The following is a 14,760-nucleotide window of genomic DNA, read 5'->3' as shown; positions in this document are numbered from 1 at the left end:
GCCCTACATCGGGGGCAACACGAACACTCCATCCGGGGGGAAACGACATGACCCAAGCGAACCACGCCATCTTCGGCCGTCCCATGGGCTCGCCCGCGCCGCAGGGCTTCGAGGAAGTGGTGCTCGGCATGGGCTGCTACTGGGGCGTCGAGCGGCTGTTCTGGGAACAGGACGGCGTCTGGCTGACCGAGGTGGGCTTCGCCGGCGGGACCGCCGCGAACCCGACCTACCGCCAGGTCTGCAACGGCGGGACCGGGCACGCCGAGGTGGTGCGGGTGGTCTACGACCCGTCGCGGATCAGCTTCGAACAGATCCTCAAGATCTTCTGGGAAAACCACAACCCGACGCAGGGCAACCGGCAGGGGAACGACGTGGGCGACCAGTACCGTTCGGTCATCTACACCACGACCGCCAGCCAGCAGGCGGATGCCGAGCGCAGCCGGATCGACTACAACAACCGCCTTGCCGTCGCGGGCCACCCCGAGATCACGACCGTGATCCAGCCGCTCGACCGCTTCTGGATCGCGCCGGAGCTGGAGCACCAGCAGTACCTGCACAAGGTCCCGGACGGCTATTGCGGCCTGCGCGGCACCGGCATCGAGGCGTCCACCGCGACCGCGATGGAAGCATCGCACGGCGGCGACGTGGACGGGAACCCCGAGCCCTCGCGGTCCTCCGGCGCGGGCTCGGCCGTGGCGTCGAGCGCCGCTGTCGCCCGGACGCTGCCGGTTTCGGCGCCGCTGCCCGGCGCGGCGCTGGTCCGCGCCATCGCCCGCATCCTCGGCCGGCGTCGCTGATGCCGACCTGGACCGCGCTGAGCCAGGCCGACGGCAGGGATGCCGCCGAGGACCTGGCCGAAGCGTGCGACGACCTGACGCCCGAGCCCGTCGGTTCGGGCGTCTTCGAGATCGAGGACGGCTCGGACCGCTGGGAGGTGGGCGTCTACTTCACCGATCCGCCCGACGAGATCGCGCTGGCCCTGCTGGCGGCCGCCCATGGCGCGCAGCCCTTCGCCGTTTCCAGGCTGCCCGAGGTGGACTGGGTCGCCCATGTCCGCCGCGAGCTGTCGCCGGTGGTCGCGGGGCGCTTCTTCGTCCACGGCAGCCACGACGCGCAGCGGATCCCCGAAGGGGCCGAGGCGCTGTGCATCGAGGCGGCGATGGCCTTCGGCACCGGCCACCACGACACGACCAAGGGGTGCCTTCTGGCCTTCGACCGCCTGCTCGACGCGGGCGAGGTGCCGCACCGCGTGGCCGACATCGGCTGCGGCACGGCGGTGCTGGCGATGGCGGCGGCGCGCACGATCCACGGCGTCGTCGTGGCCAGCGACATCGACCCGGTGGCGGTGGAAACCGCGCAGGCGAACGTGCTGGCGAACGGGCTGGACGGGCGCGTGGAATGCGTGCTGGCCGAAGGGTTCCACCACCCGATGCTGGACGGGGCCGCGCCCTATGACCTTGTCTTCGCCAACATCCTGAAGCAGCCGCTGATCGACATCGCCCCCGACATGGCGCGCCATCTCGCGCCGGGCGGGCGGGCGATCCTGTCGGGCATCCTGATCGCGCAGGCCGACGAGGTGGCGGCGGCCTATGCGGCGTCCGGCATGGGCGTGGAGCGGCGCGACGACATCGGTGAATGGTCCACGCTGGTCGTGCGCCGGGGCTGACGCCCGCGTCCAGTCCCCCCGCGTTCTGTTTCGCCGCGTTCAGCCGGTCTCGTCCCGCGCGTCGCTGTCGGCGGCGCGGGCGAACTTGCGTTCGATATAGTCGCGCAGCTCCTCGACCTCGACCCGGGTTTCGGCCAGTTCGGTCACGGCCGCGTCGCGGCGCGCCTCTGCCGCCGTGCGGTCCGCCTCGGCCGAGATCCGCGCCTGCTCGGCGGCGTGCAGCTGGCGGGCGAGACGGTCCAGCTCGGCCAGCTCCGCGCGCGTCGCGCGGGTCAGGCGGTGGATCAGCCAGCTCGCGAACCAGCCAAGAAGGAAGGCCGCGAACAGCGCCACGGCGGTCGCGATGATGAACTGGTTGCGGTCCATGGCTACTCCTCGGGGGTCGCGGGTTCGGCGGTCGCGGGTTCGGCCGGCGCGGGGGCGTCGGGGGCGGGGGTGCGTGCGGCGGGTGCCGGTGCCGCGTCGTCGCCGCCGGATGAATCAGCGGCCGCAGCGCCGCCGCCCGCCCCGCCCGCAGTCTCGCCGTCGCCCGCCGCGTTGCCTTCCGCGTCAGCCTCGCCCGGCGCGGCGTCGTTGCCGGTCACGGCGGCGTCGGTTGCAGGCGTCGCCGCTGCCGCGGCTTCCGCGGGCAGGTCGGGCCCTTCGGCGTCCGACGGCGGGGTGGCCACGGCCACGGTCACGCCGGTGACGACCTTGGCCGGGGCGGGCGTGCCCGTTTCCACCGGCGTCTCGGACAGCAGCCGGAACTCGATCCGCCGGTTCGCCTCGCGCCCCGCCTCGGTGTCGTTGCTGTCCACCGGCTCGCTTTCGCCGTAGCCGCGCGCCGTCATCCGGGCCGTGTCGATCCCCGCCTCGCCCATGGCCGCCAGCACCGCCTGCGCGCGGCTGCGCGACAGCTCGGCATTGGAGTTCTCGGATCCCTGCGAATCGGTGTGGCCCGCCACCTCGATCCGGAAGGCGCCGCAATCCGCCGCGGCTTGCGCAAGCTGCGACAGCGTCGGGCCCGCATCGCCCGCGATCGTGGACGAACTCGGCTCGAACCCGATTTCCGACTGCGCCATGATGACGTTCAGCCGGTCCACGCAGTCTGCCCCGGACGGCAGGTCCAGCGCCGGGTCCAGCAGCCGGTCGTAGCGGATCGCCAGCTCGTAGGGGACGCCCGGGCCCAGGCGGTAGGACAGCTGCTCGGCCGCCGCCTGCGGGGCGTTCTCGACCCCCGAAGCGCCCGTCAGCCGGATGAGGTCCGGCGTCACCCGCACGGTCCCGCCCTCGAGCGCGGCCATCGCCTCCATCGCGGCCATGACGCGCACGGTCCAGCCCGAAGGGGCCTGCGGATCGACGACGAGGCTGCTTTCCACGACGCCGAAGCGGGCGCGGGCAAGGCTTTCGACGGCGGCGCGCATCGCCTCGTCGGTGATGCGGCCGCGCAGCGCGATGCCGCTTTGGGTGCGGGTCGCGGTGAACTCCAGCGGCTCGGACGGGGAAGCGGGCTCGGCCCGCACGGCCGTCAGCGCGAAGACCGACGGCAGCGCGGCGTCCAACGTGCCCGCGGCGCGGTCGAACTGGTCGGCCGGGACGGTCGCGGGCGCGCCGAGCGCCACCTGCGCGTTGGTGAGGCTGAGCGTGCCTTGTTCCAGCGTCCCCAGCGCCTCGATCCCCGCTACCGCCGCGGCGCCCCAGGTCGGGGTGGGCACCCCGAGCGCCAGCGTGCAGTCCGCGCCTTCGACGCCCGCGGCGGCCGCCGCCTCGATGATGCGGGTGCGGGCGACTTCCGTGTCGGCGGCACATTCCTCGAGCCGGATCCCGGCATCGTCCTTGACCAGCCGCAGGGTGAACGGCGAGATCACGGGCCGCGGGGTCGAGATGCTGGTCATCAGCCCGACCGAGTCCGGCTTGTCGCGGCGCAGCACGGATTCGAGCCGCGCCTTTTCGGTTTCGCCGTCCGTGATCGCCGTGACCACGACCTGCCCCGCCGCCACCGACACCTTGGACCGGTCGGCCGCCGCGATGGCGGCGACCCCGAAGCGCAGGGCGTCGCCCCAGCCATCCGGGGCGGGCTGGTCCGAGTCTTCCAGAAGATCGGTGACGCGCTGTCGCCCGACCGCGGCCTGCACCGATGCCAGCAGCGCCGCCCGGTCGGTGCCGGCGGGCACCAGCCCGATCAGCGACACGCCCGCGTCGTTGCGGAGAAGCTCGACCGAGAACACCGGCGCCGCCTGCGGCTGCGGCACCGCGACCGTCACCCGGTCCACGATCCGGCGGCCGTCCACGACGGTCGCGGCGCGGTCGAGGGCGCGGAACCGCTGCACCTCGTCGGGCGCGCTGCCCGACAGCCGCACGGTCAGCCCGTCGGTTTCCACCTGCGCCCAGTCGAAACCGCCATCCTTCAGCGCGGCGCCGACGTGCTGGCGCGACATCCGCTCGATCTCGTCGGCGGCCTTGGTGCCCGCGGCCCAGGCGCCGGTGCCGGCAAGCCCCAGCACGACGAGCCGGAGGACGATCCCCTTCAGGGCGCGCCCGCGGCGCGACGGCGGGAGGGACGGCTGCGGCGGGGACGGTTGCGGCGGCTGGGGGGCGAGCGGCGCGAGACGCGGATGCGGCAGCGGATCAGCCATCGGACGGCCTTTCGGCAGTTGAACGATCCGGCTTGTTAGAAGCGGCGGGCCGCGGGCGCATTACACAAGTCCGGCAACGGCAAGTGACAGCGCGACGATCAGCCCGGCGTCGCGGTTCGACCGGAACAGGCGCAGCAGCCCGCCCCCGTCCGCCGGATCGAACAGCCGCAGCTGCCAGGCGAGGTGGATGGCGAATCCCGCGACCCCCGCCGTGACGAAGAGCCGCGCCAGCAGCCCGTCCGGCCCCGCCGACGCGGCCGCCGCCGCCAGCAGGACCACGGCCCCCGCGGCGAAGCCCGTGAGCCAGCGGGGGCTGTCGTCGCCGAACAGCCGCGCGGTGGACTTGACGCCGATCAGCGCGTCATCCTCGGCGTCCTGGTGGGCGTAGATGGTGTCGTAGAACAGCGTCCAGCAGATCCCCGCCGCGTACAGCAGGATCGCCGCCGGGTGCAGCCGCCCGCCATGCGCGACGAAGGCCAGCAGCGCCCCCCAGTTGAACGCGAGCCCCAGGAACACCTGCGGCCACCAGGTGAAGCGCTTGGCGAAGGGATAGACCGCGACCAGCGCGAGGGACGCGACCCCCAGCCAGATCGCCGCCGCGTTCAGCGTCAGCAGCAGCGCGAGCCCGACCAGGCATTGCGCCGCAAGCCACGCCAGCGCGCCCAGCGTCGTGACCTGCCCCGACGGCAGCGGCCGCGACCGGGTGCGCGCGACGGCGCCGTCGAAGTCGCGGTCGGTGATGTCGTTCCAGGTGCAGCCCGCGCCGCGCATGACGACCGCGCCGATGCTGCAGACGACGACGATCCACAGATCCACCAGCCGGGGCCGGTCCGCGATCATCGCAAGGCCCACCGCCCACCAGCACGGCAGCAGCAGAAGCCAGGTCCCGATCGGCCGGTCTGCGCGGGATAGCCGCAGGTAGGGGCGCCAGGACGAGGGCGCGAGCCGGTCGACCCAGTTCCCCGCCGAATCCGCGACCGGCGCGTCGGCGCCGCCAGCCGCAGTCGCCGCATGATGGCGCAAAAACGATGGCATCGGGACGGGCACCTGCTTAACCTGCGGCGGCAATGGGAAAAATCAGGCTCTTCATAGATCACCCGCTGGCCGCGGGGCAACCCGTCCCCCTGACGGACGGGCAGGCGCACTATCTTTCCTCCGTCATGCGGCAGGGCGCGGGCAACGAGATCGCCGTCTTCAACGGCCGCCAGGGCGAGTGGCGCGCGCGGATCGCGGCGCTCGGCCGCAAGGGCGGGCAGGTCGACCCGGTGGCGCAGGCGCGCCCGCAGCAGGACCCGCCCGACCTGTGGCTGGTGTTCGCGCCCATCAAGAAGGCGCGCACCGACTTTATCGTGGAAAAGGCGGCGGAGCTTGGCGCCGCGCGCATCATCCCGGTCCAGACCGACCACACGAATGCCGAGCGGATCCGCCAGGACCGCCTGCAGGCCCACGCGGTCGAGGCGGCCGAGCAGTGCGGCGGCACCTTCGTGCCCCCCGTGGACGACCTGCAATCATTGGTACGGCTGCTCGACGGCTGGGACGCGGGGCGGCGCATCCTGTGGGCCGACGAGGCGCTGGTGGGCGCCGCCCGCACCCTCGCCGCGCTGCCGCGGGGCCCGTGGGCGGTGCTGATCGGGCCGGAAGGCGGCTGGTCGGAGGCCGAGCGCGGGCGGCTTCGCGCGCTACCCTTCGTGACCCCGATCAGCCTCGGCCCGCGAATCCTGCGGGCCGACACGGCGGCGGTCGCGGCGCTCGCCCTGTGGCAATCCGCGGCCGGGGACTGGGGCGATGCAGAAGCGCCACAGGATTAACGGACCGTTAACACGCGTTTGTGAGCGAGTATCTCCGGCAGTCTCGCGAAAGCGTCGAAGGATATTGCGCCAATGCGGCTCTGACCCCGCGTAAGGTGCAAGGAACCTCTTTGGCGGAGCTATTGTAAAAACAAAGTGAAAACCGGAACTTATGCATCCGGTGCATAGCGGGGAGGGCGGTTCTTTCCGTAGTCGGAAAGCGGAAACCCGCCTATATCCTCGTCATCGGAACACGGCCGGAAACCCGGCCCCTTTTGCAAGCAGGTGAACTATCATGTCGGCGATCGACATCAGCCGCGCCCCGACGGCGCGCCACGAAGGTTTTGGTGTGAAGGTCCGTGCCTTCTTCTCGACCTGGAACGAACAGCGCGTGACGCGCAATGCCCTGAACCGCCTGACCGAGCGCGAACTGGCCGACATCGGCCTGACCCGCGCCGACATCGAGCGGGTCGTCCGTTTCGGCTGCTGAGCCTTTCTCGTCAGCCCGGCATCGCGCAGGCGAAGCCGCAAAAGGCCGGGCATCGCGCCCGGCCTTTGCACATTCGGAATGCCCCGTTCAGGGGAGTCCGGTTTTCCCTGAACCCGCCGTGACCCTCGCGCGCGATCAGACGCCCGCGTCCACGATCGCCCGCGCCAGCACCGGCACGGTCTGCTCGTTCAGCCCGGCGATGTTCAGCCGCGAATCCCCGACGATGTAGATCGCCGCCTCGTCCTTGATCCGCTGCACCTGCTCGGGCGTCGCGCCCAGGCGCGAGAACATGCCGCGATGGCGCGCGATGAAGTCGAAGCGGTCGGTCCCGGTCAGGTCGCGCAGCTCGCCCGCGAGCTGCTGGCGCAGGTCCAGCATCGTGCGGCGCACGGATTCCAGTTCCGCCATCCAGTCGGCCTTCAGGTCGGCGTCGTCCAGGATCGTCTGCACCACGCGGGCGCCGTGGTCGGGCGGGAAGCTGTAGGTTTGCCGGCCGAGATAGGCCATCGCGCCCTGCGCGAGATCGCGGGCGCTTCCGTCCGCGACCTGCGTCAGCAGGATGCCGGTGCGCTCGCGGTAGATGCCGAAGTTCTTGGAGCACGACGCGGCCACCATCGCGTCGGGGGCGCGCGACACGATCAGGCGGGTGCCGGCCGCGTCCTCTTCCAGCCCGTCGCCGAAGCCCTGGTAGGCGAGGTCGATCAGCGGCACCGCGCCGCTCCGGTCCAGGAGGTCCGCGACCGCCGCCCATTGCTCGGCCGTCAGGTTCGCGCCGGTCGGGTTGTGGCAGCAGCCGTGCAGGAGGATCAGGTCCCCCTTCTTCGCCCGGCCGAGATCCGCCAGCATCCCGTCGAAGTCCACCCCGCGCGTCTCTGCGTCGAAGTAGCGGTATTCGACGAAGGGCAGGCCCATGAACCTGAGCATCGAAACGTGGTTGGGCCAGGTCGGGTCCGACACGTGAACGGTCACGTCCGGGTTGCCCATCCGCGCCAGTTCGAACGCCTGCCGGATCGCGCCGGTGCCGCCGACGGTGGACAGCATCGCCGTGCGGTCGGCGGCCAGCGTATCGGCCAGCACCATCCGCGACATCGCGTCGAGATACGCGGGCTCGCCCGACAGCGCGGTGTAGGACTTGGTCGTCTCGGTTTCCCAGATCCGCCGCTCGGCCGCCTTGACGGCGCGCATCACCGGGGTGAGCCCGGTCGGATCCTTGTAGACCCCGACGCCCAGGTCGATCTTGCCCTGCCGCGTGTCGGCGCGGAACTCGCCCATCAGGGCCAGGATCTTGTCGGGGTCTTGCGGCTTCAGCGCGGCGAACATTCAGGCGTCTCCGGTTGCGATCTTGAGGTCGGGGAAGCTGCCCCATTCGGCCCAGCTTCCATCGTAAAGCGACCAGTTGCGGTGGCCGATCCGTTCCAGCGCCAGCGCGAGCGTGGCGGCGGTCACGCCCGATCCGCAGCTGGTGATGATGGGGCGCGACAGGTCCACGCCCGCGTCCTCGAACGCGGCGCGCAGGGCCGGGGCGGGCTTCATCGTTCCGTCGGCGTCGTAGAGCCGCCCGAAGGGCAGGTTCAGCGCGCCCGGGATGTGGCCGCTGCGCAGGCCGGGGCGCGGCTCGGGCGCCTCGCCGCGGAAGCGTTCGGGGGCGCGGGCATCGACGATCTGGCTTTCGCCCAGCTTCGACGCGCTTGCGACCTGCGTCACGTCGCGCACCAGCGTCGCCTGCCGCTGCACGGTCATGTGGCGGTCGCGGACAGATGGAGGCGCGTTTTCGACCGGCCGCCCCTCGGCCAGCCATCTGGCCAATCCGCCATCCAGCACAGCCACGTCGGTCTTGCCCATCAGGCGGAAGGTCCACCAGACTCGCGCCGCGCTGCGCACGTCCGAATTGTCGTAGACGACGATCTGGTGCCCGTCGCCGATCCCGGCTTCGCGCATGCGGGCGGCGAACACTTCGGGCGGGGGCGCCATGTGCGGCAGTTCGCTGCGGGTGTCGCGGACGGCGTCGATGTCGAAGAAGCGTGCGCCGGGGATGTGCGCGGATGCGTATTCGGCGCGGGCGTCGCGGCCCGTGGCGGGCATGTGCCAGCTCGCGTCGATCACGCGCAGGTCGGGGTCGTCCAGACGCGCGGCGAGCCACCCGGTCGAAACGAGCGTCTTCGGATCGTCCATCAGGTTTCCTCCCCCGCCAGCAGGCCGCGCATTCTTAGCGGCGGCGCGGTTGCAGGACAACCAAGGAAGATGGGGTTGACCGCCGCTCCTCGGCGGGCTTGACCCGGGCCGGGGCGCGGGTGCAACGCTGCGGCATGGACGACCTGCAACGCTTCCACGACGCGCAAGCCCGCGACCAGCCCCGCGCTGTGGCCGAGCTGCGCGCGGGGCGCAAGCTGAGCCACTGGATGTGGTACGTCTTCCCGCAGCTGGGCGCGCTCGGGCATTCGCCGACGGCGAAGCACTACGGCATCCGCGACCTGGCGCACGCGCGCGCCTATCTGGCGGACCCGGTGCTCGCGCAGAACCTGCGGGCGGCGGCCGAGGCGATGCTGGCCAACGCCGGCCGCGCGCCCGAGGCGGTTCTGGGCCAGGTCGACGCGGCCAAGCTGCGGTCGAGCGCGACCCTGTTCCGCGAGGCGGGCGGCGGCGAGGTATTCGACCGGCTGCTGGCGGAGTTCTATGGCGGCGGGGCGGACGAGGCGACGCTGAGGCAACTGCGGCAGCAACGTTCCTGCTGAAGGAAACAGGCTACGGGCCTGTTTCCGTGCGGTCCCTGGACGCCAGCACTCCGGAGGGACGCGTCCGCCCGGGTGGGCGCGAACGCGCCCGCCTGAGGGCCGGCGGGCGCGTCCCGGTCTGCTTCGGGCAGACCGGGGAGCATTGAGGACCGTTGATGAACGCTTGCTCAGCGTGAAGGCCCCGATCCGCTTCGGGCGGGGGTGCGCTGAACGACCGTCAATGGAGGCCTGCCCGGCGTGGTGCCCCCCGACGGGCTCAGTCGGTCAGGTCGGCCCTTGCTGAAGGAAACAGGCCACGAGCCTGTTTCCGTGCGGTCCCTGGGCGCCAGCACTCCGGAGGGACGCGCCCGCACGGGTGGGCGCGAACGCGCCCGCCAAGGGGCGGGCGGGCGCGTCCCGGTCCGCTTTGGGCGGACCGGGGGGCATCGAAGGACCGTTGATGGAGGCTTGCTTAGCGGGAAGGCCCCGGTCTGCTTTGGGCAGACCGAGGGGAGCATCGAAAGACCGTTGATGGAGCCTTCCTCAAGCGTGACAACCGCAACCGTTCGGATCGGCTCTGCCGAAGGGGCGGCCACACGCCCGCGTGGAGCCCCGTCCGGTCCCAGCCGACATGCTGCATGCCGCGGCGCTTCCGCCCGGCGCCTGGCGAGCAGCCGCGTCAGCCCTGCTTCAGCAGCCTCTGCTTCTGCCGGCCCCAGTCGCGCTTGGCTTCCGTGTCCCGCTTGTCGTGGTTCTTCTTGCCCTTCGCCACGCCGATCTTCAGCTTCACGATCCCGCGGTGGTTGAAGTACATGACCAGCGGCACCAGCGTCATCCCCTCGCGCCCGATCGCCTGCCACAGCCGCGACAGCTCCTTGCGGCTGACCAGCAGCTTGCGGCGGCGGCGTTCCTCGTGACCGAAGACGCCGGCCTGCTTGTAGGCGGCGATGTAGCTGTTGATCAGCCACAACTCGCCCTCTTCGACCGAGGCGTAGCTTTCGGCGATGTTGGACTGCCCGGTGCGGAGCGATTTCACCTCGGACCCGGTCAGGATGATCCCCACCTCCAGATCGCTCTCGATGAAATAGTCGAACCGCGCCCGCCGGTTTTCCGCGATGACCTTGTAGTTGGGATCTGATTTCTGCTGCGACATGATCGGGGTGAGATAGGGGTGCGGGGCGGGGCTGTAAAGGCAGGGGGCCGCTTGCCGGGAACGGCGGGCTGACGCATGTTGCGCGGGCGATCGGACAAGGGGGAAGGCGACGATGCGGCATGGCGGACGGATTCTTGCGGATGCGCTGGCGGCGCGGGGGGTGGACCGGGTGTTCTCGGTCCCGGGCGAAAGCTTCCTTGCGGCGCTCGACGGGCTCTACGACCTCGGCATCCAGAACGTCGTCTGCCGGCACGAGGGCGGCGCCGCCATGATGGCCGAGGCGCAGGGCAAGATGACGGGCCGCCCCGGCATCTGCTTCGTGACCCGCGGCCCCGGCGCGACGAACGCCAGCGCGGGCGTGCACGTGGCGATGCAGGATTCGACCCCGATGATCCTGTTCGTGGGCCAGATCGCGCGGTCCGACCGCGACCGCGAGGCGTTCCAGGAGGTGGACTACCGCCAGATGTTCGGCGGCCTCGCCAAGTGGGCGGCCGAGATCGACGACACCGGCCGCATCCCCGAATACGTCGCGCGGGCGTGGGATCTCGCGATGTCCGGCCGCCCCGGCCCGGTCGTGCTGGCGCTGCCCGAGGACATGCTGTCCGCGCAGAGCGACGCCCCCGACCTCGATCCCGGCCCGGCGCCCGTCGCGGGCGTGTCGGCCGCGCAGGTGGACGCGGTCACCGCCGCGCTTGCCGCAGCCGAACGGCCGCTGGTCGTGCCGGGCGGGTCCGTCTGGACGCAGGACGACGCGGGCAACCTCGCCCGCTTCGCGGAACGCTGGGGCCTGCCGGTCGCGGTCCCGTTCCGGCGCCAGCACCTGTTCGACAACCGGCTGCCGAACTACGTGGGCGACCTCGGCGTGGGCATGAACCCGAAGCTGGGCGAGGCGCTGCAGGCGTCCGACTGCGTCCTGTCGCTCGGCTCGCGGCTCGGGGACACGCTCACGAACGGCTACGACCTGATGAACCCCAAGGCGCAGGGCCGGCGGATCGTCCACGTCCACCCCGATCCCGACGAGATCGGGCATCTGTGGCGCGCCGATCCCGGCATCGCCGCCTGCCCGCGCGCGATGCTGGCGGCGCTGGCCGACGCGCCCGCGCCCGCGAGGCGCCGCGACGACTGGACCGCCGGCCTGCGCGCGACCTACGAGGCGTGGCAGCAGCCGAAGGAAACGCCCGGCCAGGTGCGGATGGAACGGGTGATCGGCTGGCTGTCCGACAACCTGCCCGACGACGCCGTCATCACGAACGGGGCGGGCAACTTCGCGTCGTTCATCCACCGCTATTTCCGCTTCAAGCAGGTGGGCACCCAGCTTGCGCCGACCTCGGGGTCGATGGGCTACGGCCTGCCGGCGGCGGTCGCGGCCAAGATCCAGCACCCGGATCGCACCGTCGTCTGCGTGGCGGGGGACGGCGACATCCAGATGACGCTGAACGAGCTGTCGACGGGCGCGCAGAACCGCGCGGCGGTGATCGTGATCGTGGCCAACAACGGCCGCTACGGCACGATCCGCATGCACCAGGAAAAGCACTATCCGGGCCGGGTGTCGGGGACGAACCTCTACAACCCCGACTTCGCGGCGCTGGCGCGCGCCTATGGCGGGCATGGCGAGGTGGTGACGGACGACGCCGATTTCCCCGCCGCGTTCCAGCGGGCGGCGGACGCGGGCACGCTTGCCATCGTCGAGCTGAAGCTCGACCCCGAGGCGCTGACCACCGGCGCGACCCTGTCGGAAACCCGCGCCGCGGCCGAGGCCGCGCAGCGCGGAAAGGCGGCGGCCCCCGCGGCTGCCGCGGCGCCCGGCGACGCCGACCCGACCGAGCCGCCGCAGCCCCCGGAGCCCACGCCGGCCGCGCGCGGTTTCCTCGGCCGCGTCTTCAAGGGCCGCGGCAAGGGCTGAGCGGGACGACCATGACCACGCCCCCGCTTCCCCGCCTTGCGCCGATCCCCGCGTCGCTGCCCGATTCGGTCCCCTTCGTCGGGCCCGAGACGCTGGAGCGTCGCCGGGGCGCGCCCTTCCGCGCCCGGCTCGGCGCGAACGAGAACGGGTTCGGCCCATCCCCCGCCGCCGTCGCGGCGATGCGGGATGCGGCGGCGCAGGCGTGGAAATACGGCGACCCGACCAGCCACGACCTGCGCGAGGGGCTTGCGAAGAAGCACGGCGTGGCGCCCGGGAGCATCCTCGTGGGCGAGGGGATCGACGGGCTGCTGGGCCTGACCGCGCGGCTGTTCGTGGGGCCGGGCGACATGGTCGTGACCTCGGCCGGCGGCTACCCGACCTTCGATTTCCACGTCACCGGCTTCGGCGGGGTTCTGGACCGCGTGCCCTATCGCGACGGCCGGCAGGACGCGGCGGGGCTGGTGGACCGGGCGGCGCAGGCGGGTGCGCGGCTCGTCTATCTCTGCAATCCGGACAACCCGATGGGCGGCTTCCTGGAGCCTGCCGAGATCGAGGCCGCGGTCGCCCGCCTCCCCGGGGACGGCGTGCTGGCGCTGGACGAGGCCTATGGCGAGTTCGCCCCGGCGCTGCCGCGGATCGACCCGGACGACCCGCGCATCATCCGCTTCCGCACATTCTCCAAGGCCTACGGCCTGGCGGGCGCGCGGGTCGGCTACGCCATCGCCGCGCCCGGGGTGATCCGGGGCTTCGACCGGGTGAGGAACCACTTCGGCGTCAATTCGGTCGGACAGGCGGGGGCGCTTGCCGCGCTGTCCGACGACGCTTGGCTGTCGGGGATGCTGGCGCAGGTGGCCGACGCCCGCGCGCGGATCGCGCAGATCGCGCGCGACAACGGGCTGTCGCCGCTGCCCTCGGCCACCAACTTCGTTGCGATCGACTGCGGGCAGGGCGGCGACTTCGCCCGCGCCGTCCTGGCCGCGCTGGCCGAGCGCGGCGTCTTCGTGCGGATGCCGTGGGTCGCGCCGCAGGACCGCTGCATCCGCGTCAGCTGCGGCCCGGAGGCCGGTCTGGACGCCTTTGCCGAGGCGCTGCCGCAGGCGCTCGCCGCGGCAAGGGGCTAGCGCGCCGGGCGCAGGCGCCCGCCGCCGTGCAGGGCCAGTGCGCCCGGCGCCCTGTGGCGTTAGTGCGCCGAGGTCTGCGAGAACAGGTTGATGACCAGCACGCCCGCGATGATCAGCGAAATGCCGATCACCGCGGCGGCGTCCGGGGCCTGCCGGAACACGAACATCCCGATCCCCGCGGTCAGGACGATGCCCAGCCCGCTCCACAGCGCATAGGCCACGCCCAGCGGCATGACCTTCAGCGAATGCGACAGGAAATAGAACGCGCCCAGGTAGCACCCGGCCATCACCAGCGTCGGCGCAAGCTTCGTGAACTGCTGCGACAGCGCCAGGAACGAGGTGCCCACCACCTCGAGCATGATCGCGACGATGAGGTAGGCGTGGGCCGTTCCCATCCCGCTCCCCTCCGTCAGATCAGCCCGGCGTGGGCCAGCCCCGCGTCGATCCGTTCGCGCGTCGCGGGCAGCAGCGGTGTCAGCGGCAAGCGCACGCGCTCGTCGCACAGGCCCAGCCGCGACATCGCGTACTTCACGCCGACCAGCCCCGGTTCAAGGAAGATCGCCACGTGCAGCGGCATCAGCCTGTCCTGCACCCGCAGCGCCGCGGCATAGTCGCCGCGGAGCGTCGCCGCCTGCAGCTCGGCGCACAGCTTCGGCGCGACGTTGCCCGTCACGGTGATGCAGCCGACGCCGCCCTGCGCGTTGAAGCCGTGCGCGGTCGCGTCCTCTCCCGACAGCTGGACGAAGTCCTCGCCGCAGCAGATCCGCTGCAGGCAGACCCGCTCCAGCTTGCCGGTGGCGTCCTTCACGCCCGCGATGCGCGGCAGGCGGGCCAGCTCCCCCATCGTTTCGGGCATCATGTCGATGACCGACCGGGGCGGGATGTTGTAGATGTAGATCGGCAGGTCGGATGCGTCGTGGATCGCGGTGAAATGCGCGATCAGCCCGGCCTGCGAGGGCTTGTTGTAGTAGGGCGTGACGACCAGCGCCGCGTCCGCGCCGATCTCCTGGGCGAACTGCACCAGCCCGATCGCCTCGCGGGTCGAGTTCGACCCCGCGCCCGCCATCACCGGCACCCGGCCCGCCACGGTCTGCACCACGCGCTCGACGACCAGGCGGTGTTCCTCGTGGGTGAGGGTCGGGCTTTCGCCGGTGGTGCCGACGGGGACAAGCCCGTTGCTGCCCTGTTCCAGGTGCCATTCGACCAGCCGCTCGAGCGCGGGCAGGTCGAGCTCTCCCTCCGGGGTGAACGGGGTGACGAGCGCGGGCAGCGAGCCTTTGAACATGGGGTATCCTGACTTCGGTGGTTGGGTGG

Annotated in this window: 15 protein-coding genes; 7 read left to right on the top strand and 8 right to left on the bottom strand. The window is 71.9% G+C overall.

Features of this window, described 5'->3' with window-relative positions:
- Window positions 1–47: 47 nt before the first annotated feature.
- Window positions 48–797 (top strand): peptide-methionine (S)-S-oxide reductase MsrA, encoded by a 750-nt coding sequence (msrA, locus tag ELI80_RS11555; RefSeq protein WP_136652075.1) that lies wholly within the window; start codon window positions 48–50, stop codon window positions 795–797.
- Window positions 797–1,666, top strand: coding sequence for a 50S ribosomal protein L11 methyltransferase (locus ELI80_RS11550; RefSeq protein ID WP_136652074.1), 870 nt, complete (start codon window positions 797–799; stop codon window positions 1,664–1,666). Before msrA ends, ELI80_RS11550 begins: the two co-directional genes overlap by 1 nt.
- A 39-nt stretch (window positions 1,667–1,705) precedes the next feature.
- Here the strand turns inward: ELI80_RS11550 and ELI80_RS11545 are convergent, their stop codons facing one another.
- The 3 genes from ELI80_RS11545 to ubiA are packed head-to-tail and all read right to left on the bottom strand — an operon-like array spanning window position 1,706 to window position 5,316.
- Entirely contained in the window at window positions 1,706–2,032 is a 327-nt protein-coding gene (locus ELI80_RS11545; protein WP_136652073.1) for a hypothetical protein, read from the bottom strand.
- 2 nt (window positions 2,033–2,034) lie between these two features.
- Entirely contained in the window at window positions 2,035–4,281 is a 2,247-nt protein-coding gene (locus ELI80_RS11540) for an OmpA family protein (protein WP_136652072.1), read from the bottom strand.
- Between the two features lie 60 nt (window positions 4,282–4,341).
- Window positions 4,342–5,316, bottom strand: a complete 975-nt coding sequence (gene ubiA, locus ELI80_RS11535; RefSeq protein ID WP_136652071.1) for a 4-hydroxybenzoate octaprenyltransferase — start codon at window positions 5,314–5,316, stop codon at window positions 4,342–4,344.
- A gap of 32 nt (window positions 5,317–5,348) precedes the next feature.
- On the opposite strand from ubiA, the gene ELI80_RS11530 reads away from it, so the two are divergent.
- Window positions 5,349–6,089 (top strand): 16S rRNA (uracil(1498)-N(3))-methyltransferase, encoded by a 741-nt coding sequence (locus ELI80_RS11530; protein WP_136652070.1) that lies wholly within the window; start codon window positions 5,349–5,351, stop codon window positions 6,087–6,089.
- Window positions 6,090–6,363: 274 nt separating this feature from the next.
- Entirely contained in the window at window positions 6,364–6,558 is a 195-nt protein-coding gene (locus ELI80_RS11525; protein WP_136652069.1) for a DUF1127 domain-containing protein, read from the top strand.
- A 135-nt stretch (window positions 6,559–6,693) separates the two neighbouring features.
- On the opposite strand, the gene ELI80_RS11520 is transcribed toward ELI80_RS11525, so the two are convergent.
- The gene (locus tag ELI80_RS11520) at window positions 6,694–7,878 is read right to left on the bottom strand and encodes an amino acid aminotransferase (protein WP_136652068.1); all 1,185 of its coding nucleotides are present in this window, start codon (window positions 7,876–7,878) and stop codon (window positions 6,694–6,696) included.
- Window positions 7,879–8,730, bottom strand: a complete 852-nt coding sequence (sseA, locus tag ELI80_RS11515; RefSeq protein ID WP_136652067.1) for a 3-mercaptopyruvate sulfurtransferase — start codon at window positions 8,728–8,730, stop codon at window positions 7,879–7,881.
- Window positions 8,731–8,864: 134 nt separating this feature from the next.
- Between sseA and ELI80_RS11510 the strand changes: the two genes are divergently transcribed.
- Complete coding sequence (locus ELI80_RS11510; protein ID WP_136652066.1) at window positions 8,865–9,290, top strand: DUF1810 domain-containing protein; 426 nt, start codon at window positions 8,865–8,867, stop codon at window positions 9,288–9,290.
- A 658-nt stretch (window positions 9,291–9,948) separates the two neighbouring features.
- Here ELI80_RS11510 and smpB read toward each other — a convergent pair.
- Complete coding sequence (gene smpB / locus ELI80_RS11505) at window positions 9,949–10,422, bottom strand: SsrA-binding protein SmpB (protein ID WP_136652065.1); 474 nt, start codon at window positions 10,420–10,422, stop codon at window positions 9,949–9,951.
- 112 nt (window positions 10,423–10,534) lie between these two features.
- On the opposite strand from smpB, the gene ELI80_RS11500 reads away from it, so the two are divergent.
- Both ELI80_RS11500 and ELI80_RS11495 read left to right on the top strand, forming a co-directional pair.
- Window positions 10,535–12,325 carry a thiamine pyrophosphate-binding protein gene (locus ELI80_RS11500; RefSeq protein ID WP_136652064.1) on the top strand — a complete coding sequence of 597 codons (1,791 nt, stop codon included), beginning with the start codon at window positions 10,535–10,537 and terminating at the stop codon, window positions 12,323–12,325.
- A gap of 11 nt (window positions 12,326–12,336) precedes the next feature.
- Entirely contained in the window at window positions 12,337–13,446 is a 1,110-nt protein-coding gene (locus ELI80_RS11495) for a pyridoxal phosphate-dependent aminotransferase (RefSeq protein ID WP_136652063.1), read from the top strand.
- Window positions 13,447–13,505: 59 nt separating this feature from the next.
- Here the strand turns inward: ELI80_RS11495 and ELI80_RS11490 are convergent, their stop codons facing one another.
- Together ELI80_RS11490 and dapA are read right to left on the bottom strand one after the other, a co-directional pair.
- Window positions 13,506–13,841 carry a DMT family transporter gene (locus tag ELI80_RS11490; RefSeq protein WP_136652062.1) on the bottom strand — a complete coding sequence of 112 codons (336 nt, stop codon included), beginning with the start codon at window positions 13,839–13,841 and terminating at the stop codon, window positions 13,506–13,508.
- A 14-nt stretch (window positions 13,842–13,855) separates the two neighbouring features.
- Window positions 13,856–14,731 carry a 4-hydroxy-tetrahydrodipicolinate synthase gene (gene dapA, locus ELI80_RS11485; protein ID WP_136652061.1) on the bottom strand — a complete coding sequence of 292 codons (876 nt, stop codon included), beginning with the start codon at window positions 14,729–14,731 and terminating at the stop codon, window positions 13,856–13,858.
- Window positions 14,732–14,760 lie beyond the last annotated feature (29 nt).

The sequence above is a fragment of the Paracoccus aeridis genome (assembly GCF_004923205.2).
Taxonomy (GTDB): domain Bacteria; phylum Pseudomonadota; class Alphaproteobacteria; order Rhodobacterales; family Rhodobacteraceae; genus Paracoccus; species Paracoccus aeridis.
This window is presented reverse-complemented; position numbering and strand designations above follow the sequence as displayed.